This is a genomic window from Bacillus sp. S/N-304-OC-R1, assembly GCF_019749375.1.
Classification (GTDB): Bacteria; Bacillota; Bacilli; order Bacillales; family Cytobacillaceae; genus Cytobacillus.
The window spans coordinates 1-20,885 of record NZ_JACWFE010000030.1 but is presented as its reverse complement, the minus strand read 5'-3'; the positions used below and the strand labels follow the sequence as shown (position 1 = coordinate 20,885).

Here is a 20,885-nt window from a genome sequence, read left to right as displayed (position 1 = left end):
TCGTTCATATCAGGAGGCTCGACTTCCTCCCCACGGAAAGCAAGTGCCTGTAGCGGAAAGGAACGGTCTAGTGTTCATTATTAAAAACATCAAACTTTACGAAAACAGCCTTTATATTTACAAAACACACCGGGTATAGGATGATCCTTATTTTCCAAAAATGAAAGTAACCAATATGTGTTTCCTCTGTTAGCTTTCTCATATAAAGAGGTGATGTGTTTGATAAAACGCTGGATCATTCTTTGGTTAGTTTGTATCGGATTAACTGCCTGTTCAACATCTAATTCAGAGACTAAATTTCAGGAAAAAGATGTGGCAAAATCAAAATCTGTAATTGAAAAAGTGATTGAAAGAAATATTTCTCCAGCTCCTGTAACTCCATTTAAAATGGCAAAAGAACCAAAAAATTTCTTGCTGATTGGTATTGATAGCAGAGGAGAAAGAAGTTCCCGCTCGGATGCCATCATGCTTGCACGGTATGAACCTGCGGAAAAAAAGCTTAAGCTTGTTTCATTAATGAGGGATAGCTATGTGAAAATTCCCAATCACTCTATGACGTTTAGTAAGCTGAATCACGCTTACTATTTAGGCGGTAAAGATTTACTAAAACGAACAGTAGAGGAGAATTTTGGTGTAAAGGTAGATCACATTGCTATTATTGATTTCAAAGGATTTATTAACGTTATGGATACAATTGCACCTAACGGTCTAGATGTTGAAGTCACACAAGCAATGATTGACGATATGAAATTAAGTGCAATGCCAGGTAAGCAAAAACTTCATGGAGAAGACTTGCTTTCATATGTCAGATTCCGTCATGATAATATGAGCGACTTTGGCAGGGTTAATAGGCAGCAGGAGATTCTTATCTCGTTAAAAAACCAGGTAATCGATGAATTTTCATCCATTGATGGAATTGCGAAGTTTCCAGAAATTATTAAACAAACTTTGCAAAATGTGGAGACAGATCTCAATTTTGATGAAGCTTTTTCAATGGGAGCAAGCTTTCTCCTTAATCCTGTTAATGATATTCAAACATTAAGAGTGCCTGTTTCAAACAGCTTTGAAAATAAGCACTATCAACATGCTGGATCTGTACTGCAGCTCGATCTAAATGAAAATGAAGAAGCTATAAAGCAATTCCTTCGTAAGAACTGAACAGCGGGCACATGCCCGCTTTCTCTTTTCTCGGGTCGAATTAATTGTAAGAACTGAGCAAATTAGATAAAATGTGACTTTAGGTATAGTGAAGCTCCTTGTAAGAAAGAGGAGCAGTTATGAGGTGATTTCTTGAAACAAATTGTTCACCTTAATGAACAAATAAAGGATGAGGTAGCAAGTATTGAAGTGAAATGTATGGAGATAGGCAGAAAACTGCAAAACATGTATGAAAATGATTTTCGTTCATTAGGAGAAACATTTATCATTGAGCTCGTACGTGAAAGAAAAGGAAAGCCTGCCCGAATTGAAGAACTATTCTTAGATGGTTACGAATCCTATTTAGAAATAGGTGTAGAAAAAAATGAAGTATATTTTCCAAATGGTTATATTCCTATATGGAAATGTAAACAGGAAATGTTTCATCATGTTGGGTGTGTAATAAGTTTTAGTCTAGAAGCGCTGGAAGTTAAATTAAAACAATTGATTGATGAAATATATGAAGATCATAGGAGAGAGCTGGAAGAAAAATGATAACTGAAATATATTTATTAGCAGGATTTTTAGGGAGCGGAAAAACAACATTGTTAAAGCAGCTTCTAACGGAGGAAAAAAAGCAAAATCGAAAAGTGGCTGTTCTGATGAATGAATTAGGTAAAGTTTCAATTGATTCGGATGCAGTTGAAGAGGATGTACCATTAAAGGAACTGCTTGATGGCTGTATATGCTGTTCGATTCAGGACAAGCTCGAAGCCCAGCTTCAGGGTCTGCTAATGATTGAGAAACCAGAGGTTATTTATATTGAAGCAACTGGTGCTGCTCACCCGGTAGAAGTATTAGATGCGGTCCTTTCCCCGTTATTTGCCGATAAGATTGACTTGAAGGGGATTATTTCTGTCGTTGATGGGAAAAGATGGCTTGACCGTAAAAATTTTAGTCCTCAAGTTCAGCAGCTATTAATTGAGCAGGTTCGTCATGCTGATTTAATTTTACTTAATAAAACTGATGAATTAACTGAGGCAGAGCAATCTAGACTTTCAATGGAAATACAAGGACTGAACGCTCACGCTTTTTCTATTTTAACTTCATATGCAAAAGTTCCAATCCATATGATTAAAAAACTGTCTTTTAGCAAAAAAGGGGCCCCAGTCACTGCTCATATATCAAATGACTTAAACTTAAGTTCGTTTGTCTATAAATTTGAGCATTCAATAGAGCAAGAAGAATTTGAAGATGTTTTACGGAATTTACCGGATACTATTTATCGGATAAAAGGATATATTAGGTTTTCATATTCCAAATATCCATTCCTTTTTCAATATTCATATGGAATGCCTATTTACTTACAAGAAAATATGAATATGCCGTTAAATTTAGTGTTTATTGGGGAACAAATAAATTGGCAAGACATTGAAAAACGGCTGCAATATTTAGAGAGGAATAGAAAAACTCAGGATTAATCGTGTGAATTAACACGATTTTTTTCTGTTTAAAATGAATACATAAGCCTGTTTTTAGGAAAACTTTCTTAAAGGAACACTATATACTCTTTGCGCAAAAATATGGTAATAAAAAGCCATAAATTATTAAAGAAATTGAGTGGAGACAATGAAGTTTTTCATTACCTTCCTGCTAATATTTCCAATATTAGTTAATGATGTTCAAGCCAATGATGATAGGGCTGGCATTGGATATGAAATAGAAATGATCCCTTGGGAACAAGTCAATAAGCTCGTGCCTAAATTCAGCAAGTTCACTGTCTTGGATGTAGAAACAGGTAAAAAGTTTAAAGTACAAAGGCGTGCAGGCAGTCATCATGCCGATGTCCAGCCGCTTAATTCAAGAGAAACTAAAATAATGAAAGACATTTATAATGGGAAATGGAGCTGGAAGAGAAGAGCTATTATAGTCATTCATAATGATAAATGGATTGCTGCCTCTATGCATGGAATGCCTCATGGTGCCGGAGCTCTAGAAAATAACTTTCCTGGTCATTTCTGTATTCACTTTTATGGAAGTACTACCCATAGAACAAATTTTATGGATTTGTCGCACAAGTTAATGATTTTAAAAGCAGCCGGAAAACTCGATGAATATGCTGGTAATGCTGATCCATATGAAATAGTCAGTGCTTATATAGCAGGATATAAACAGCAGGATCCAAAAATAATTTCTGCCTTCTCGCTGCAAAATTTTAAACGAAAATATTTACCTAAGATTGAAAATATTAATTTAAACCGGATGGCTATTTTACCAGTTGAGGATCTTGCACATGAATTGACGATTGAAGTTCCGGTTGAGATTGATATCCATAATCAAGAAAAAGGCATAACATTTTTTAAAGGCTCCATACACTTAGTTCGGTTTTCACATGCCGATCCGTGGAAGATCGACAGTGTGCGATTCTTACAAGAAATGAAAAAAACTTGAGAATAATCTCAAGTTTTTTTCATTTTTTAGCGTTCTCCAAATTTAATGAAGGTTCTTTCATCCTCTATTAATCCGCAAGAGCCGCATTGTACCTTAATCTCCGGTCCTCTGTATGCCATATGAAAAGGGCTTAAGTCTTCGTTTGAATACTCTTCAATCACATCTCCGGTTTGCGGATCTAATTTAACGGATTGAGGTACCTGTCTAATAATATTGAATCTGCTTCTATTTGTTTTGCAATTCGGGCAGCAATAAGGGGTACTCATGAAAATTAACTCCTTTCAACTTCATTTAAACTATTTTTTGCATTCGCTAATTTAATTATGTAAAAATAGGTTAGGACAAAACTACACGGAGCTGACTACATTCATAAAAAGGGGAAAATGAACATGACTGACTTTGACTTTTTATTAGCAGAATATCGAAAACTATGGAAGAATCGCCCATTAGTATCAGATGAATCTGCAGAATCAGTATTAAAAGAGGCAATCATTAGAGAGCTTAAGGATGAAAATGCACATCCAAGAGTTCGTAAAACACCAATAGAAAAATATCAAATGGCGACAAAGAGAATAAGTGAATCAGAATTGGCAGAGCAAAGTAAAGTTGCTCTTATCAGTCTTCATGAAGAATTAATGGTGTTCACAAAACAGTGAGCACTATTCATAGTGGACTTCACAGTTTAATCACATATAGGCCATATAATAAGGAAAAAGATTAAAGAGGAGAAGAACGTGCCTATACTATTCCGTACTATTCTCATTATTTTTGCTGTTGTTGCATTGTCTTCTTGCTCCAAACATACATATCCGCCTATTAGAGAAGATCTATCTATTGCAGCAACAGTCAATATAAAGGATATGACAGTTTCTTTTATTAATTTGGATAATCAGGAAAAGCTTCAGAACTGGGAGCTGGGTAAACCTTATACAGGTGCTGTAATTTTGCCCGATGGCGATACGATTTTATTATACGGCAAGCAGGTTGAAACCGTTGATTTATATTCATTAAAGGCAGGTAAACAAATAAACAGCTGGAAGACAGGTAAAGGGATTGTTAATGCAAAGCTGCTTCATTCCAATTCCTATATTGCATTTGCGGATCAAAATTTAGGGAAAGTACGCTTTTTCAATTTGGCTGGAGAAGAAAAGGAGCAAATAAGTACAGAAAAGAATCCCTTAACCATCCTTGAATCAAAAAAGGAACCTATGCTTTATGTTTTAAGCTTTAGTAAAGAACGATTAACAGTAATTGACCTTAAAAATATGAAGAAGATTTCAACCTTTCATATCCATCCAGCAGCTGCAGGAGCATGGCTAAATGATAGCCGAAATGAACTTTGGATTGGAGGTCATGGTGCCGGTGCCACTGTTGAAAAGGATATTCATGTATATGATTTAAAAACGGGAGATCTAATTAAAAAGATTCCTGCTCCAACTATGCCTGTTAACTTTTTGGAGTTTAAACAAAACGTATTTGCATTAAGCCACGGATCAAGCATGCTTTATAAATTAAATGAGGATGGAAAAATCATCGATTCTAAAGTAATTGGAGCAAATCCATTTGAGATGACTGTGGTACATAATTATTTATTAATTGCCGGTTATGATAGCGATGATATTCATATTGTTGACCCTAAAAACTTAAACATAATCAAAACAATCCCTGTTGGGAAAGGACCTTTTCAAATTGTATTGAGAGAAGCAGGAGCACATAAATAATGGCCCCTGGAGACTAGAGCGATAAAAAAGGGGGAAAATGAACTTGGACAAGCTTAATATCCTTATTATTGATGATGAGGAAGACATGAGACATCTTGTTGAAATGTATCTAGAGAATTCCGGATTTCACTGCTTGTCTGCAGCAAGCGGGAAGGAAGGTTATTCGATCTTAAAACAAAATACCATTCATTTAATTATTTTGGATATTATGATGCCGCATGAAGATGGATTTCAAGTTTGTACGAAGATTAGAGAAAAATACGATACGCCCATCATCTTTCTATCTGCCAAAGGAGAAGAATGGGATAAAGTCAAGGCGCTTCAGATTGGCGGAGATGATTATATTGTAAAACCATTTAGTCCTGGTGAGCTGATTGCTAGAATACAGGCTATTTTAAGAAGAACGGGAATTACTAAGATGGATACAAAACTTCATATTGGCAAAATAATCATTGACCGGATGGCAAGAAGAGTAATGGTAGATGGAGAGAGCATTTCATTAACACTTAAAGAATTTGAGTTGCTGCAATGTTTTGTTGAACATCAATCACAGGCTTTGAGCAGAGAACAGCTTCTTGATTTAGTATGGGGAATCGAATACATAGGAAGCCTTAGAACAGTTGATACTCATATTAAAACCTTAAGGATGAAGCTTGGCGTGGGGGACTATATCCAAACTGTCTGGGGGATAGGCTATAAATTTGAGGTGCCTTCCAAATGAAGTCTATTACAAATAGCATTGCAAAAAAGCTATGGCTGACGATTACAGCAGCCATTTTGATTACGATTATATATTCATACTTTTTATCGTATTTATTTTATGAAAAGCTATATGTAAAAAATGTAGAAACGTCGTTAATAGAAGAGGGGCAGCGTCTTGCGAGTGAATATGATGGGGGCCCATTAACTGATGAATTAAAGGATAAAATTGAATGGTACGGGACAAAATCTGAATCTGAAATTTTTATTGTCAGCAATCCTCGAGAGTTAAGTGCTTGCTTACCATTTGATATAGATTATGAAGCCTTAATTACCGGCAAGGAAAGAGAAGAGCTGTTAAAAGGAAAACCAGTTCAAAAGATCGGATATGAAGAGAGATTTGACCGAAATATTATGGCTGTAGTCATTCCGCTTCTGGATGAAAGCAGGCTAGAGGGAATTATTTATTTATATTTGCCACTAGCAAAAATCTCAGAAGTAACGAAGGATTTTGCCTACCTATGGATGATTGCGGCTGTTTTGTTTTTAGTAATAGCTATTTTCTTTGGCACTATTCTTGTCAGAAGGCTGACAAAACCGCTTAAAGAAATGAAAGCTGCAGCTGAGCGTGTTTCTGAAGGGGATTATTCAATTAAAATCAACAATCAGTCAAAAGATGAAATTGGAGAGCTGTCTAGTGCCTTTAATCATATGGCATCCTCTATCCAAAGGGAAGATGAGAGGAAAAAAGAATTTCTTGCCAATGTATCTCACGAGCTCAGAACGCCTCTAAGCTATGTGAAAGGATATAGTGAAGCGCTCACCTCAGGAATTGCAAAGAAAGGTAACCATGATCGCTATATTCAGCTAATCTATCGTGAAGCGAGTAGAATGGAACGTCTGGTTGGCGATCTGCTTGATTTATCAAGATTAGATTCAGAAGAATTTAAGCTGGAAAAAATGCCTCTGCCTCTTGCGCAGATAATTGAGGACGCATTGCAAAAGTATCGGCCAGTATTAAGTGATAAGGAAATTAATCTTGTGTACGAGCTTGATCCGGAAATTATCATAAATGGGGATGAAGGCAGGATGGAACAAATTATCCAAAATATTATGGATAATTCTATTCGGTACACAGATAATGGAGAAATTACTATAAAGCTTTATAAGGTAAAGTCAGGCTGCTGCTTAGAAATTAATGATACTGGCATAGGAATCCCTTCAGAAGATATTAATAAATTAAAGCAGAGGTTTTACAGAGTGAATAAAGGAAGAACAAGGAAGGATGGCGGAACAGGGCTTGGCCTCGCGATTGTCGAAAAGATTGTTAATCTTCACGGCGGAAAGCTTTCGATCTCAAGCAAAATAGGGATCGGAACTACTGTGAGCATTACTCTTCCAGTCATGGATCTTTAGAGATTTTCTGATCATACATGTAATAACTTCGTAATAATAGTAAAACAAGTTAGCTCAATAAAAAACTGTCAACCTTCATTTTTTAGTATTATTCTGGTAGGAGTTTAATTGCCTATCCAAATGAGGGGAATATATACAAGTATTTTTATTCCAGTCTATTTATTATCAAACCTATTAGACAAAGGCTTTTAATAGTTACTTGAGATTTTTTATTCTCTAGCAGCTCTAAAAATAAGGAAATTGCTAAATTCTCCTAAAAATATTACGAAAAACGATGTGTTATGATGATTATGCAAGTTACAACAACACATTAAAACTCACTTCAAGGAGGATTTAATAGATGAATAAAAAAATGATTTTCTCAGTAGCAGCTGCAGCAGCCTTATTAATGTCTAACCCAGTTGTACACAAGGCGGACGCAGCAACAAATTATCCAACACAAGAGCAAGTAAAAGTATATTACTCTCAATCTGCTAATATAAATTATGATCAAATAAATAGCATGCTACAGCAATATCTTAAAAACTATAATATTCAGTTCAATTTAAATGATTTTAATAATAAAGTAGTACAGGCTCCAGTACAGCAACAGCCAGTTCAACAGCCTGTACAAAAGCCAGTTCAGAAACCAGTCCAACAACCAGTACAAAAGCCAGTCCAACAACCAGCGCAAAAGCCTGTACAGCAACAGCCGGCTAAGACTCCAGCTGCGCCTGCATCATCATCTGTAAGTGCATACGAGCAAAAGGTTGTTGAATTAACAAACAAAGAGCGTGCAAAATATGGAGTACCGGCATTAAAGTTAGATGAAAACTTAAGTAAAGTAGCTCGTGCAAAATCAGTCGATATGCAAACAAAAGGCTACTTTGATCATAACAGTCCAACTTACGGTTCTCCATTCGATATGATGAAGCAATTTGGCATCACATACCGTACAGCTGGTGAGAACATCGCAATGGGTCAACGTACTCCAGAAGAAGTCGTTAATGCATGGATGAACAGTGAAGGTCACCGTAAGAATATCCTAAACTCAAGCTTTACACATATTGGTGTTGGCTATGTAGCAAATGGCAACTACTGGACACAACAATTCATTGGAAAATAATAGATTGACGTAAAGAAGAGCAGTGTGAGAACTGCTCTTTTTTCTTTATTAACTATTATTATAATCAACTTCGATTGGGATATCTTCTTCCTCTGTCCGATTCATCGGGAGGATGATCGTTAATATTCCGTTATTAAAAAAAGTTTTAATTTCCTGCCGATTAATAGGTATTGGAATAACAATCTTTTTTTCGAAAGCTCTGTTTGGTCTTTCCTTTAAATAATATTTTATCGACTGCTGCATCGTTTTACATTCACCTTTAATAACTAACTCTCTTTGCTGAAGAAATACTTTCATATCACTTTTTTCAACTCCAGGAAGCTCGGCTTCAACAACCAATCCATTTTCATTTTCATAAACATCACAGCGAGGAAAAATATTTTGATTTGAAAAAAAATCTGTTACTTGTTGCTCAGAAGCTTGAACAGGAAATTCCTTCTTACCGTCAAATACTTCATTCCAAAAATTTTGAGACTGATATTGTTGTGTTAATTCTAGCCATTGTTTTAACTTCTCCATATCCATGGAATCTCCTCCGATCTTTCATTCACAGCCTGCTCAATTAATTACATAATTTCAGTCACATCAATTTCAGAATATTGCATATCAATATTCTTCGGAATTTTCATTTCCAACATTCCGTCCTTATAATAGGCGGTTGCTCCCTTTTTTTTCACAAGTGCAGGAAGTATGATTGTATGCTTATTTTCTCGTTCTGGTATATGTTCAATAATCATTTGATTGGAAGTATGATAAATTCTCATGTCCTTCAGCCATTGCTCATTATTTATTGGTATTCTCACAAATACATCATTATGAGTTTCGAAGACGGATGAGGGAAGTGAAGTGGAATCCTTACTTTGCGGTGTATCTTGATTCATATTAAAGCCTGGCATTAAATTTTGTTGTGGCATCATTCCCTGTAGCTGTTGGGGAAACACTTGACCCATAATACTTTGTACATATTTATCTATTTCTTCTGGCTTTAATTGTTTCATCATATTTTTCATATCTTTATTAAATGGAAATAAGGACCAAGGAAACATAGAACAAATCCTCCTTTGAAGCAGCTTCCAGAAAACCAAACTTCTTCTAAATTCATCGTATGCTATAAAGTATGCAGGTACTCGCCTAATCGTTAATAAAATATATGAAAGAGACTTCGAACACATAAGAATAAAGGATTTCTATTTAATCCTGAAATAGTTGAAATTTTAGGAGAATTTCTTTTCATTTGCATATCATAGATGTTCTTAATAGTATATTGGTTATAAAGGTTTTAAAAAAATGGCTTTGTTAAAGCAGAACGTTGATTTTTGCACTTGTTGATTGCAGCGGAAGGCACGAGACTCCTGCGGGAAAAGCGAGTCATAGGGAGACCCCGCAGGAGCGATAGCGACGAGGAGGCTCCCGGACCGCCCGCGGAAAGCGAGTACCTGCAGCGGAAATCAACAACTACGCTTAACAGAGCTTAAAAAATATTTGTTACTGTGAGGTATTATTGTGAGAGGAAAAACAGCTTTATTAACAGGGGGAGCAACAGGAATAGGCAGAAGAACAGCTTATGAGCTAGCTGAAAATGGTGTTCATCTTGTAATCAATTATCGTCAAAGCAAAGAGGAAGCTGTCTCACTGGCCGAGGAACTAACAGAAAAATTTGGTACAAAAAATATTGCCATAGGCGGAGATATTGCCAACCTGGAGGAATGCCAGCGTGTCGCAGAGGAAGCCATCTCCGCTTTAACCTGTATAGATATTCTAGTGCATAATGCAGGTCCGTATATGCATGAAAGAAAAGTGATGACAGATTATTCCTTTAGTGAATGGAATTATATCATTAATGGAAACTTAAATGCTCTTTTTTATTTAGCCAAATTATTAATGCCAGGTATGAGGGAAAGAGGCTGGGGACGCATCATTACGGTTGGGTTTGAACGAGTGGAGACAGCACCTGGCTGGATTTATCGCTCAGCATTTGCAGCAGCCAAAAGCGGAGCTGCATCATTAACGAAAACAATTGCACTTGAAGAAGCAAAACACCATATTACTGCCAATATGGTCTGTCCTGGAGATATTACTGGAGAATGGAAGGAAAGAGATATTGATCAGGCTGCAGAAGTACAGGATGCCACAACACCAGTCGGCAGGCCGGGAACAGGAGAAGATATTGCAAGAGTCATTTCGTTTCTGATCGATGAAAAATCTGATTTTATAACAGGCAGCATTATTCCTATAACTGGTGGGAAAGATGTATTAGGAAAGGCATTTAGAGACTAAATAATTACATGAAAAAGATGGGGTGCATGAGCAGCCCATCTTTATTTAGCCTGTGTTTTTTGTAGTTTCTTTAAAGGATTTCGTTGAATAAGGAAAAGCCTGCTTGCGAGAAAAATAGCCCCCGCTGCTAACCCGGCAATTAGACCAATCCAATACCCGAATGCGCCCCAGTCTGTAAAATTCGCCAAAACATATCCGAATGGAAGCCCGATAACCCAGTAAGAAATTAACGTCATAACAAGCGTAATATTAACATCTTTATAGCCCCTTAATGCTCCTTGAACGGGTGCCTGAATCGCATCTGAAAGCTGGAAAAAGATTGCAAAAATTAAGAAATGAGCAGTTAAGTTTATCACTTCTCCATCTTTTGAATAAATAGCTGCAACCTCAGAACGCGTAAAGAACAAGACAACGCCACATATGAAAGCCATTAATACGGCCATAGATATTCCCATCCAACTATATTCCTTTGCATCCTTGTAGCGCTTTGCCCCAACTTCAAATCCAATGACAATCGTTAAAGCCATTGAAACACTTAATGGAACCATGTAAAGAAGGGAAGCAAAATTTAATGCTGCCTGGTGAGCAGCGATAGTCGCCGTGTTAAATTTACTCATAAAAAGGGTAACAGCAGCAAAAATGCTCGTTTCAAAGAAAATCGCAAATCCGATTGGCACGCCAATGATAAGAATTTCCTTCCATTTTGCTAATGATATTAAATAAAGTTTTCGAAAAATGCCATAGGATGAAAAAGGAGTATATTTATGAACTATGACAAAGGCAATAATCGTAATCAGCCAATAGGTAATGGCTGTTGCATAGCCCGAACCGACTCCTCCAAGCTCTGGAAATCCAAATTTCCCAAAAATGAGAAAGTAGTTAAAGACAACATTGATTGGCAGAGACATTAAAGTAATAAACATCGTTACCCGAGTTTTTCCTAATGCGTCAATAAATGAACGAAGCACATTATATACAAATAATGGGATCATCCCGAACCCAAGAGCAGCCAAATAATCATGTGCCTTAACATGAACAATTTCTTCTAAGTCCATAGCATTTAAAATCGGATTTAAAACCAAGCTGCCTGCAATGAGGACAATGATTGAAATGAAAATAGACAGATAAATCCCTTGAATTACAGAATAGGCAACATCATTCTTTTTTCTCCCGCCAATCAGCTGCGCAACAATCGGCGTAATTGCCATTAAAATGCCGCTAAGTCCAGTAAATACAGGCATCCATAATGAGGACCCAATGGCTACGCCAGCTAAATCTTTAGAACTATAGTGACCAGACATCATCGTGTCGAAAAAACTCATGGAATACATGGCCAACTGTGTAATTAAAATGGGTATTAAAATTGTAAGCAATTGCTTTAATTTATCTTTTTTTGTAAATGTTTGATTCATCTTAAGTCCCTTCCAAAAATAGTTCGAAAAAGAAATTATATCACATTTCAGTTTGAAAAAATGAAAAAATATTGTGATATTTCTCTGTCGACAGACATGAACATAGTTTGGGTGCATATATATGAATATGGACAAGCAATAGGGAGGGGAATAAAAATGGCCTATAAAGGATCAAAGGGCTGGTATATTCAGCAGTTAAAGGAAGCTGGTATTAAAAGACATCCAATTGAATTGAGAAAACTGGAATCGTATAAAACTTACATCGTTAGAAATCTTTATCATGATTTAATCGAAAAAGAAAAGTCAGAATAATTTTTTTAAGCTCCTTTGAATAGAGGGAGCTTTTTTTATTTTGGTATGCAACAAGTTAGCTGAAGTGATTTTGCAATAATGCGAACTTTTAAAAATCATGAATGAAAAGAGATTCTTTAGTGAAATATATGTACAAAGAAATGCTTCATTTAGAATTCACACACTAACAAGTTTAATCTAGTAAAGGAGTGGAAAAAACATGAGTTTTCAATTGAATAGAATTAATCCAAATCAAACACAAGTTTTGTACCAAGATGGCCGGTTTGAAACTCTCACAAATGAAGAATTAGATGACCTCATGTTACAAATGGGAATAAGTGAAAAGTACGATGAAATGGATTCCACAATTACTGATTAACGATATAAAATGAATAAAAATAGGAAATGAAAAAGCAAAAAGCCAATGGATTTCATTGGCTCTTTGCTTTTTCTATTATGCTTCCATAAGATGAGAAGCTTCTTGAATAGTGGAAGCTCCATTTCGCATAACTTCCAAAGTATATAAGTCTTTAGGAATTTCGTACAGGTTATAAATGAAACCATTGGCATTCAGCTGTTCATAGACTAGCTTTCTCGTTTCATTTGCAAAAATGACATATGGAAGCTTTTCAGCTGCCCTTTGTGAACGAATATTTTCCTTTTTGATTCGCATATAGATCGTTTCAATTCCAACTTCATAAAAAAGCTCGTTAAAGAATGCATCCTTGGCTAGTTTATTGTAGCCTTTGCCATGATAAGGCTTTCCAAGCCATGTTCCTAAAAATCCTGCATTGTCCTCAATGTCAAAAAGATTAATAGTCCCAATCGGAGCACCCCACTCATCAAGAATGGTGCGTGAAATTAATTCTCCACGTTCTTCAGCTTCAATGGTTTGCTTTGTAATAAAGACAAATTCATCATAGGAATAGGCTTTTTGGCGAACAAAAGGGAAGACATCAGGATGCGTCATTAAGTCAAACAAATCATGGCATTCATGAAAATCACGTTTCTTGAGCAAGGTTATCCCTCCAATTAGAGGACAGTCCTTCTCCATGCCAAATAGAGATTACGGTCCACCCTCGAAATTTTTTGTATGTTGCTAAAAAATTTCGGGGTGGGAATCGAACCCACTAGAACCAGTTTGACTGGTGGCGCACCATTTGCCTTCCCTATTTTATCGTTTCCGATATTTTATTGTTCTTACAAAATTTATAAAAACTATTTTACTATCGTATAATACTAAAAAATGATCAAAAAAGAAATAGGTTTTTTGTGTCTTTTTTTCAACAAGTTTCAACAGTAATTTTCAACATTTTTTACGATTCAATATATTCGAAAATTCCGTTAATCATTGTCCACTTTGGTTTTGCGAGATAATGAAAAGGGTGATGGCTCCACAGAACTAGATCAGCATCTTTTCCAGTTTCAATACTGCCGAGCTGATGATCGATCCGCAGATTTTTTGCAGGAAGGATTGTAATTCCCTCTAAAGCTTTTTGTTCTGACAGTCCCTCACGAACAGCAATGGCAGCACAAAGGTTTAAATATTGTATTGGTGTATAAGGATGATCTGTTGTAATGGATACCTCTACACCATGGTTAGTGAGCTCTTGATATGTTCTCCATGTTTTATTCTTAAGTTCTACTTTAGAACGTCTAGTTAATGTAGGGCCGACAGATACTTTTAAATCAAGGCCAGCTAACTCTTCTGCAATTAAATGCCCCTCTGTACAATGCTCAATCCGTAAATCTAGATCAAATTCTTCTGCAAAACGAATTGCTGAAATGATATCATCTGCCCTGTGAGCATGGGCTCTTACTGGAATTTCCCTTTTTAAGGCTTTAATAATAGGGGCTGTTCGTAATGATTCGGGATGGTCGCAATATTTGGCTTCATAGAAAGTTTCCCGAAGTTTGCCCATTATGCCCATCCTGGTTAGTGAATCTTTATTGCCTTGGCTATGAATCTGTTTTGGATTTTCTCCAAAGGCAATTTTTAAGCCTGCTGTTTCTTGTACAAGCATTTTCTTAATATTTTTACCTGCTGTTTTAATAACTGATGTTGTCCCGCCAATGACATTCGCACTTCCAGGCATAATGTGAGCGGTTGTTATTCCAAATTTAACAGCATCCGAAAACGCGGGATCAAGAGGATAAACACCATCCATTGCACGAACATGAGGAGTCATGAGTTCCGCTGTTTCATTGGCATCATTTCCTGCCCATCCTGTTCCTTCATCATATAAGCCGAGATGGGTATGGACATCAATAAATCCTGGAAATAAATAATGGTTTTGACAATCGATCACATATACATCAGGATCTGAATCATATATTTTTCCTGTTTCGATAATTTTTCCGTTTTCCACTAAAACATCGCCATAATAAGCAGTCGAAGTAACTGGATACACATTGGCGTTTTTTAATAATATTTTTGTCATAATATTCCTCTCTAGCACTATACAATTATTTTTTTCTATTTTATCAATAATGATGCTAATTAGGAATAATCATGAGCAAATTGGTAATTTTTCATTATTTATCCTGTGTCTTTTTATAAATAAAATAAATGACAACGGCAACGACAGCAAGAATGATAATGGGGAATAAGAATGGTTGTGCATATTGTTTAATATCCCGCCAGTGGTCACCTAGCTCCATTCCTAATAATAAAAATAAAACAGTCCATGGAATCATCGCAGCTATTGTATAGAGAGTAAAGGTTGAGAGCGGCATTTTCGCAATGCCGGCTGGGATGGAAATGGCATGCCGAATAACAGGGACAAAGCGCGCAGTAAAAATGACACCTGTCCCATATTTTTGGAACCACTGTTCCGACGCATCTAGGTGAGATTTCTTAATTAATAAGAATTTCCCGTATTTATCAAGCACTGGCCTGCCACCATACACACCGAGCCAATATAAGAAGAGCTGAGCGAAGGTGCCTCCTATGACACCTGCAATTAGTGCGCCAATGAAATGTATTTTTCCTGTACTGATTAAATAGCCTCCATAGCTTAAAACAATTTCGCTCGGAATCACTTCAACCATAAGGCCGAGGGCAATACCGAAATACCCAAGCTGTGACAGCAAGTCAAAAATGGAAAGGATCAATTCTTTCATATGAAATACCCCTTTATGCCCACAAATGGAATATTAGAAAATACCTGTCATTTGAAGAATAATAATTGAGATGCCCAGAATCCATACATAGACTGCAAAAATCTTGAGTGATTTTCTTTTTAGAAAGTTAATCATCCAAACTACAGCCATATACCCGAATAATGCAGAAGATAGCGTTGCAACAAACAAACTTCCAAGAGAAATGGCTTCTGTACGCCCTGAGAGCATTTCACCAAATTGAAGGACGATTCCGCCAGCTATTGCTGGAATAGATAATAAAAATGAGAAGTAAGCTGCGGTTTCTCTATCCAGTTTTCTGAATAGTCCTGCTGCAATCGTCAATCCAGATCTAGAAACAGCGGGGAAAATGGCAGCTGCTTGAAAAGTGCCAATGAAAAGAGCATCTCCATATGTAATGCTATCCATTTTCTTTGCACCATTTCGAATATGATCTGAGAACCAAAGAATCATCCCAGTAAATAAAAATTCCCAGCCAATCGTAACGCCTGTCTTCGAAATAGAATCGAATAAATCACTAAATAAAAAACCGACAATGACTGCCGGAACCGTGCCAATGACTAATAGCATAGAAAGCTTGCCAAAAGGATTTTTCAACACTTGCAGCAGCTCATTTTTATAAATGACAAGAACAGCCAGCAATGTTCCGACATGCAGCATCGTATCGAGAAATAGACCCGCCTCATCTAAACCAAACAAGTGCCGGCCTAAAAACAAATGCCCTGTGCTCGAAATAGGAAGAAATTCAGTAAGGCCTTGTATAATTCCGAGGATAAAGGCTTCAAGCTTTGACATCAAATAGCATCACCCTTTAAAAAAGTCTTCTCTTACGCTATAAAGTAGAAGTTGTCTTTACAAAGTTTATTCATCTTGTCCTAAACAAGAACCGAAAAAGGATTATTTAAGGACAGAAATAAAAAATAAGTAAAATAATAATGAAACATTTCGATAATAAAAGCGTAAATAGTATCGTAAGAGGAATTATTTTTAGAATCTTAAATTAGTTGAGGGTTGGACTTCAACAGGGAAAATGGAGGAATGACTAATGCCATCTCAAGATGAAAGGCTATTAGCAACAGCAATTTATGTAACAAGTTTTTTTACAACTATAGTGGGCCCATTGATTATCTGGCTCTTAAAGAGAAATGAATCGTCTTTTATTGACGAACATGGGAAGGAATATTTCAACTTTGTCATTTCTTATGGAGTTTATGTTTTAATTAGTGGCATCTTAACAATTGTCCTTATTGGTTTTGTCACAATGTGGATTGCGGGCATTTTAGCCTTTATTTTTACAATTGTGGCGGCTGTGAAGGCCTACGAAGGAAAGGAATACAAAATTCCGTTAGTATTTAGAATCATTAGATAAAGGTTCTTGTCTAGGAGATTAAAAATCTTCTAGATTTTTTTTATTTTTTTATGAACGATTTTCGAACTAAAGCGTCTTATAGCTGAAAACAAAAAATAATTGATCATTTTGGGGGAAATAAATATGGAATTACTGCAAAGCATTAATTGGGCAATTATTGCACCTATTATTGTTATCCAGCTTGTATTATTGATTGTCGCTTTGATTGATTTAGTGCGTATTGAAAATACAAAGGGGCCTAAATGGATGTGGGCACTCATCATTTTATTTATTAATATCATCGGTCCAATCCTGTATTTCTTGCTTGGAAGGAGAAATCAGTGATGACTGCCGTTGTAACTGTCACAGGCTTAAAAAAGAGTTTTAAGCATCACGAAGTAATTAAAGGATTAGATTTCTCATTAACAAAGGGAAAGTGTATTGCACTGCTAGGAGCCAATGGTGCAGGGAAGACAACATCATTGCAAATGCTTTCAGGACTTATGAGACCATCCTCTGGCAGTATTCAATTTGATGGACTCGAGAAAGGAGCTGATTTTCGGAAGTGGATCGGTTTCTTGCCTCAGCATCCTGTTTTTCATGAATGGATGACAGGACGTGAATTTCTAGAGTATGCAGGAAAACTAGCAGGGCTTGAAAAAAATGAAGCAAAGAAACGAACTGAAGAGCTTCTTGAAATGGTTGGAATTGCAGATGCTAAAAACCGCCGGATTGGCAAGTATTCAGGAGGAATGAAGCAGCGGCTTGGAATCGCACAGGCCATTATTCATAGACCGAAATTAGTTATGCTTGATGAGCCTGTATCAGCCCTTGATCCATTTGGCCGCAGAGAAGTTCTCGAATTGCTTGAAAGATTAAAAAAGGAAACGACGATTCTTTTTTCTACACATATTTTGAATGATGCAGAAGAGGTTTGTGATGAGATCCTATTTTTGCATAATGGTCAGATTGTTGAGTCGGGAGCAATGGAAGAACTTCGTGAAAAGCATGGGCAGGCAAAAATCGAGCTAGAATTTAAAGGGAATGCCGAGGAATTTACGGAGAATTTTTCTGCCATTGTGAAGAATTCTGACGTTACCGCTGAAGGAAACACAATTCGTATTGTGGCTGACAATGTAGAAGGTGTAAAAAACCTAATCCTGAAAGAAATCGTTGATAAAAATCTCTCACTGCTAAAATTTGAGATTAGCAGAACAAGCCTAGAGGATGTATTTATGAAGGTGGTGCAAAAATGAGACAATGGCAGGTATTATTTAATAAAGAAATGGTCGAGATGGCTAGAAATTTTAAATGGATTTGGGTTCCAATTGTATTTATTTTGATTGCTGTTAAAGAGCCATTAACCTTGTATTATTTACCGCAAATCCTTGATTCTCTTGGCGGATTGCCTGATGGTGCGATCATTCAGCTGCCAGTGCCGTCTGCATCCGAAGTATTAATTTCTATTCTTAGCCAGATTAATACTTTAGGCGTGTTAATTATTGTTTTGGCTTCTATGGGAATTATCGCAGCAGAAAGAAAAAGCGGTGTTGCTGGCTTAATATTAGTCAAGCCTGTATCATACTCAGCATATATTACGGCAAAATGGGCAGGGGCAATGCTGTTATTATGGATTTCCTTTTTCCTTGCTTATGTATTTTCTTGGTATTATGTAGTTATTTTATTCGAAGCAGTTCCATTTACAGACTTTATTTTGTCTTTTATATTGAATGGAATTTGGCTATCTTTTGTATTAACACTAACAATCTTTTTTAATGCATTATATAAATCTCCTGGTGCAGTTGGCTTTGTAACTCTATTAACTGTCATCTTTGTTAGTTTAATTACAAATCTATTTGCAAAATGGCTAGAGTGGAGCCCTGCGCAGCTTCCAGCATATACAAGCCAATTCTTATTTAGTGGCGTGTTTTCCACGGAAGCAATCATATCCATGATACTGGCAATTGTTGCGATCGTTGTGCTGCTTGCTGGAAGTGTACAAATCTTTATGAGAAAAGAACTTGCTTAAGAACCCTTGTTGGGTTCTTTTTAGTTAGTATTCAATATTTAATAAAAGAGTTGAATAATTTTTTCATGTTTTCCCATGACCAATAATAGATATATAAAGAGACTCTATTAAATTTTATTTAGAAATTCCTTAAAGGATGTTGGGAGATTGGGACATGAATATACAAGATTTCTATCGAAAAACAGCGTCTATTTCCTTAAATGCTAGCGTAGCTTCTTTAGTGCCGCCATTTTTTATATTGCTATTCGGATTAATTGTTATGCCAAATAGAATGCTTCCATTCGCAATGATCCCCTTTTTAATTTATAGTCTGATTTGCTATCACGATTATTTATTAAATGATCAGCGATCTAAGGAAATTCATAATAGCAGACCGGTGATAACTAATTTTCGAATATTTGATGAAAAGCAGGTGCTCATTACATTTATGCCTGCTCCTTCTTTAAGAATGCTATTATTTAATTCGAGCGGACAGCAGCTGGGGGAAATAAGAGATTTGCACTTCTTATCATTTCGTTGGTTTTTGCCATATTTTATTGACAGACTTTTAAATAAGAAATATGGGATTTACGATGAAGCAAATCAGCTTTTAGGGAGTTTTACTTTTAAAAGGAGAAAAATTGCAATAACTGATGAGAATTTTAATATAATATCAAAAGTCACACATAAAAAATCAGGAAAAAACTATATGTTTGAGCTAGAGCAGGGAAAGCAAATAATGGTTTATCAATCATCTCTTTATACAGATTGCCAGATTTATGATAATAATATATTAATTGCGAGGTTGAGAAGAGGCTGGATGCCACTTCATTGCGGCAATTGGTTTAAGGACCCAAACACCCCAGTTCTAACCTTTCAGCACAAACTATCTAATGAGGACAAGCTGTTATTGTATGCCATCTTAGCAAAATTATTAAGTTATTCAAATCACTAAGCAAAGCCTATAGGCCATAGTTTTTGATATACAATAAGTTAATATAGTATGATAGTGGCAATGAAAATATAGATTTGTCTATCTCAGAGGTGTTCTATGAAGAAGTTTCTTCTTGTTGCTGGCATTATCGTACTATGTTTATTTATTGTTGATAAAATGGTACTCAAAGATAAAGGGATTGTAAAAAACTTTAGTCAGAAATACGAAAAGATCGATAATCTGGAGAATTTACAGGTTGGTATTGAGGAAGGGCAATTAGCTCCTGACTTTGAGCTTTCTGACATTAGCGGGAAAACAGTCAAGCTAAGTGACTATAAAGGAAAAAAGGTTCTATTAAATTTTTGGGCAACATGGTGTCCTCCTTGTAAATCAGAAATGCCACATATGGAAAAGCTGCATAATAAATACAAAAATGATCGATTTGAAATTCTTGCCGTAAATGTCACAACATCGGAAAAAAATAGAAATAATGTCGATCAATTTGTTGAAGATTATAAGCTTACCTTCACAGTTCCGCTTGATGAAAACGGTAAAGTATTCCAACAGTATGGCATCATGGCCTATCCTACAAGCTTTTTCATTGATTCAGATGGAGTTATTCGAAAAAAGGTATTAGGAGCGGTAGATGAAGACGCCATGGAGAAAGAAATCCTGCGGCTGCCATAAGTAAATAAAAAACTGTATGGTTATATTCATTCACCATGCAGTTTTTTTGACTTTGATTTGATAATTTCTCTTGATAGATAAATGGATTTCGTTTATTAAAATGGTTCTTTCAAAAGAATGTTGCTATTTTATAAATATTGAAAGTACAGAGTGGATTGGAGCGGAAGGCACTTGACTCCTGCGGGAAATAGAGGAAAGGTCGAGACCCCGCAGACGGAACGGCGAGGGCTTTACAACTTTCTTTTCCTCTAGATAATA

General features: G+C 36.1%; 26 protein-coding genes. 18 read left to right on the top strand and 8 right to left on the bottom strand.

Going from position 1 to position 20,885, the window contains the following annotated elements; translation table 11 throughout:
• Positions 1–219 precede the first annotated feature (219 nt).
• The 4 genes from H0173_RS21945 (at position 220) to H0173_RS21930 (ending at position 3,588) form a co-directional block, all read left to right on the top strand.
• On the top strand, positions 220–1,158 hold the full coding sequence (locus H0173_RS21945) for an LCP family protein (protein ID WP_260631315.1): 939 nt from the start codon (positions 220–222) through the stop codon (positions 1,156–1,158).
• A gap of 132 nt (positions 1,159–1,290) precedes the next feature.
• Positions 1,291–1,692, top strand: coding sequence for a hypothetical protein (locus H0173_RS21940; RefSeq protein WP_221848927.1), 402 nt, complete (start codon positions 1,291–1,293; stop codon positions 1,690–1,692).
• Complete coding sequence (locus H0173_RS21935) at positions 1,689–2,618, top strand: CobW family GTP-binding protein (protein WP_221848926.1); 930 nt, start codon at positions 1,689–1,691, stop codon at positions 2,616–2,618. The genes H0173_RS21940 and H0173_RS21935 overlap by 4 nt, the downstream gene beginning before the upstream one ends.
• A gap of 148 nt (positions 2,619–2,766) precedes the next feature.
• Positions 2,767–3,588, top strand: coding sequence for a hypothetical protein (locus H0173_RS21930; protein WP_221848925.1), 822 nt, complete (start codon positions 2,767–2,769; stop codon positions 3,586–3,588).
• A gap of 26 nt (positions 3,589–3,614) precedes the next feature.
• Here the strand turns inward: H0173_RS21930 and H0173_RS21925 are convergent, their stop codons facing one another.
• Entirely contained in the window at positions 3,615–3,854 is a 240-nt protein-coding gene (locus tag H0173_RS21925; RefSeq protein WP_221848924.1) for a DNA alkylation repair protein, read from the bottom strand.
• A 123-nt stretch (positions 3,855–3,977) separates the two neighbouring features.
• Between H0173_RS21925 and H0173_RS21920 the strand changes: the two genes are divergently transcribed.
• From H0173_RS21920 to H0173_RS21900, 5 genes are all read left to right on the top strand, one after another.
• A complete protein-coding gene (locus H0173_RS21920) occupies positions 3,978–4,244 on the top strand; it encodes a hypothetical protein (RefSeq protein WP_221848923.1) in 267 nt (88 codons plus the stop codon).
• A 78-nt stretch (positions 4,245–4,322) separates the two neighbouring features.
• Positions 4,323–5,309 (top strand): YncE family protein, encoded by a 987-nt coding sequence (locus H0173_RS21915; protein ID WP_313770685.1) that lies wholly within the window; start codon positions 4,323–4,325, stop codon positions 5,307–5,309.
• A 43-nt stretch (positions 5,310–5,352) separates the two neighbouring features.
• A complete protein-coding gene (locus H0173_RS21910; protein ID WP_313770684.1) occupies positions 5,353–6,030 on the top strand; it encodes a response regulator transcription factor in 678 nt (225 codons plus the stop codon).
• Positions 6,027–7,424 (top strand): sensor histidine kinase, encoded by a 1,398-nt coding sequence (locus tag H0173_RS21905; RefSeq protein ID WP_221848921.1) that lies wholly within the window; start codon positions 6,027–6,029, stop codon positions 7,422–7,424. The genes H0173_RS21910 and H0173_RS21905 overlap by 4 nt, the downstream gene beginning before the upstream one ends.
• A gap of 340 nt (positions 7,425–7,764) precedes the next feature.
• Positions 7,765–8,529 (top strand): CAP domain-containing protein, encoded by a 765-nt coding sequence (locus H0173_RS21900; RefSeq protein ID WP_221848920.1) that lies wholly within the window; start codon positions 7,765–7,767, stop codon positions 8,527–8,529.
• Positions 8,530–8,577: 48 nt separating this feature from the next.
• Here H0173_RS21900 and H0173_RS21895 read toward each other — a convergent pair whose 3' ends face one another.
• Together H0173_RS21895 and H0173_RS21890 are read right to left on the bottom strand one after the other, a co-directional pair.
• Entirely contained in the window at positions 8,578–9,054 is a 477-nt protein-coding gene (locus tag H0173_RS21895) for an Hsp20/alpha crystallin family protein (RefSeq protein WP_221848919.1), read from the bottom strand.
• Positions 9,055–9,095: 41 nt separating this feature from the next.
• Positions 9,096–9,575: an Hsp20/alpha crystallin family protein gene (locus H0173_RS21890; RefSeq protein WP_221848918.1), complete on the bottom strand. Its 480-nt coding sequence runs from the start codon at positions 9,573–9,575 to the stop codon at positions 9,096–9,098.
• A gap of 457 nt (positions 9,576–10,032) precedes the next feature.
• On the opposite strand from H0173_RS21890, the gene H0173_RS21885 reads away from it, so the two are divergent.
• Complete coding sequence (locus tag H0173_RS21885; protein WP_221848917.1) at positions 10,033–10,806, top strand: SDR family oxidoreductase; 774 nt, start codon at positions 10,033–10,035, stop codon at positions 10,804–10,806.
• Positions 10,807–10,847: 41 nt separating this feature from the next.
• Here H0173_RS21885 and H0173_RS21880 read toward each other — a convergent pair whose 3' ends face one another.
• A complete protein-coding gene (locus H0173_RS21880; RefSeq protein WP_221848916.1) occupies positions 10,848–12,218 on the bottom strand; it encodes an MATE family efflux transporter in 1,371 nt (456 codons plus the stop codon).
• Positions 12,219–12,374: 156 nt separating this feature from the next.
• On the opposite strand from H0173_RS21880, the gene H0173_RS21875 reads away from it, so the two are divergent.
• A complete protein-coding gene (locus H0173_RS21875) occupies positions 12,375–12,530 on the top strand; it encodes a YflJ family protein (protein ID WP_221848915.1) in 156 nt (51 codons plus the stop codon).
• Positions 12,531–12,729: 199 nt separating this feature from the next.
• Complete coding sequence (locus H0173_RS21870) at positions 12,730–12,888, top strand: hypothetical protein (RefSeq protein ID WP_221848914.1); 159 nt, start codon at positions 12,730–12,732, stop codon at positions 12,886–12,888.
• Between the two features lie 75 nt (positions 12,889–12,963).
• Here the strand turns inward: H0173_RS21870 and H0173_RS21865 are convergent, their stop codons facing one another.
• The 4 genes from H0173_RS21865 to H0173_RS21850 form a co-directional block, all read right to left on the bottom strand.
• Positions 12,964–13,527, bottom strand: a complete 564-nt coding sequence (locus tag H0173_RS21865; RefSeq protein ID WP_221848913.1) for a GNAT family N-acetyltransferase — start codon at positions 13,525–13,527, stop codon at positions 12,964–12,966.
• Positions 13,528–13,825: 298 nt separating this feature from the next.
• Entirely contained in the window at positions 13,826–14,950 is a 1,125-nt protein-coding gene (locus tag H0173_RS21860) for an amidohydrolase (RefSeq protein ID WP_221848912.1), read from the bottom strand.
• A 94-nt stretch (positions 14,951–15,044) separates the two neighbouring features.
• Positions 15,045–15,632 (bottom strand): undecaprenyl phosphate transporter UptA, encoded by a 588-nt coding sequence (uptA, locus tag H0173_RS21855; protein ID WP_221848911.1) that lies wholly within the window; start codon positions 15,630–15,632, stop codon positions 15,045–15,047.
• Positions 15,633–15,665: 33 nt separating this feature from the next.
• Positions 15,666–16,445, bottom strand: coding sequence for an undecaprenyl-diphosphate phosphatase (locus H0173_RS21850; RefSeq protein WP_221848910.1), 780 nt, complete (start codon positions 16,443–16,445; stop codon positions 15,666–15,668).
• A gap of 250 nt (positions 16,446–16,695) precedes the next feature.
• Between H0173_RS21850 and H0173_RS21845 the strand changes: the two genes are divergently transcribed.
• The 6 genes from H0173_RS21845 (at position 16,696) to H0173_RS21820 (ending at position 20,627) form a co-directional block, all read left to right on the top strand.
• Complete coding sequence (locus tag H0173_RS21845; RefSeq protein WP_221848909.1) at positions 16,696–17,019, top strand: DUF4870 domain-containing protein; 324 nt, start codon at positions 16,696–16,698, stop codon at positions 17,017–17,019.
• Between the two features lie 123 nt (positions 17,020–17,142).
• A complete protein-coding gene (locus tag H0173_RS21840; protein ID WP_221848908.1) occupies positions 17,143–17,343 on the top strand; it encodes a PLD nuclease N-terminal domain-containing protein in 201 nt (66 codons plus the stop codon).
• Positions 17,343–18,254: an ABC transporter ATP-binding protein gene (locus H0173_RS21835; RefSeq protein WP_221848907.1), complete on the top strand. Its 912-nt coding sequence runs from the start codon at positions 17,343–17,345 to the stop codon at positions 18,252–18,254. The genes H0173_RS21840 and H0173_RS21835 overlap by 1 nt, the downstream gene beginning before the upstream one ends.
• Positions 18,251–19,027: an ABC transporter permease gene (locus tag H0173_RS21830; protein ID WP_221848906.1), complete on the top strand. Its 777-nt coding sequence runs from the start codon at positions 18,251–18,253 to the stop codon at positions 19,025–19,027. Before H0173_RS21835 ends, H0173_RS21830 begins: the two co-directional genes overlap by 4 nt.
• A 154-nt stretch (positions 19,028–19,181) precedes the next feature.
• Entirely contained in the window at positions 19,182–19,961 is a 780-nt protein-coding gene (locus H0173_RS21825) for a hypothetical protein (RefSeq protein ID WP_221848905.1), read from the top strand.
• A 96-nt stretch (positions 19,962–20,057) separates the two neighbouring features.
• Positions 20,058–20,627, top strand: a complete 570-nt coding sequence (locus H0173_RS21820; protein ID WP_221848904.1) for a TlpA disulfide reductase family protein — start codon at positions 20,058–20,060, stop codon at positions 20,625–20,627.
• The last annotated feature ends 258 nt before the right edge of the window (positions 20,628–20,885 follow it).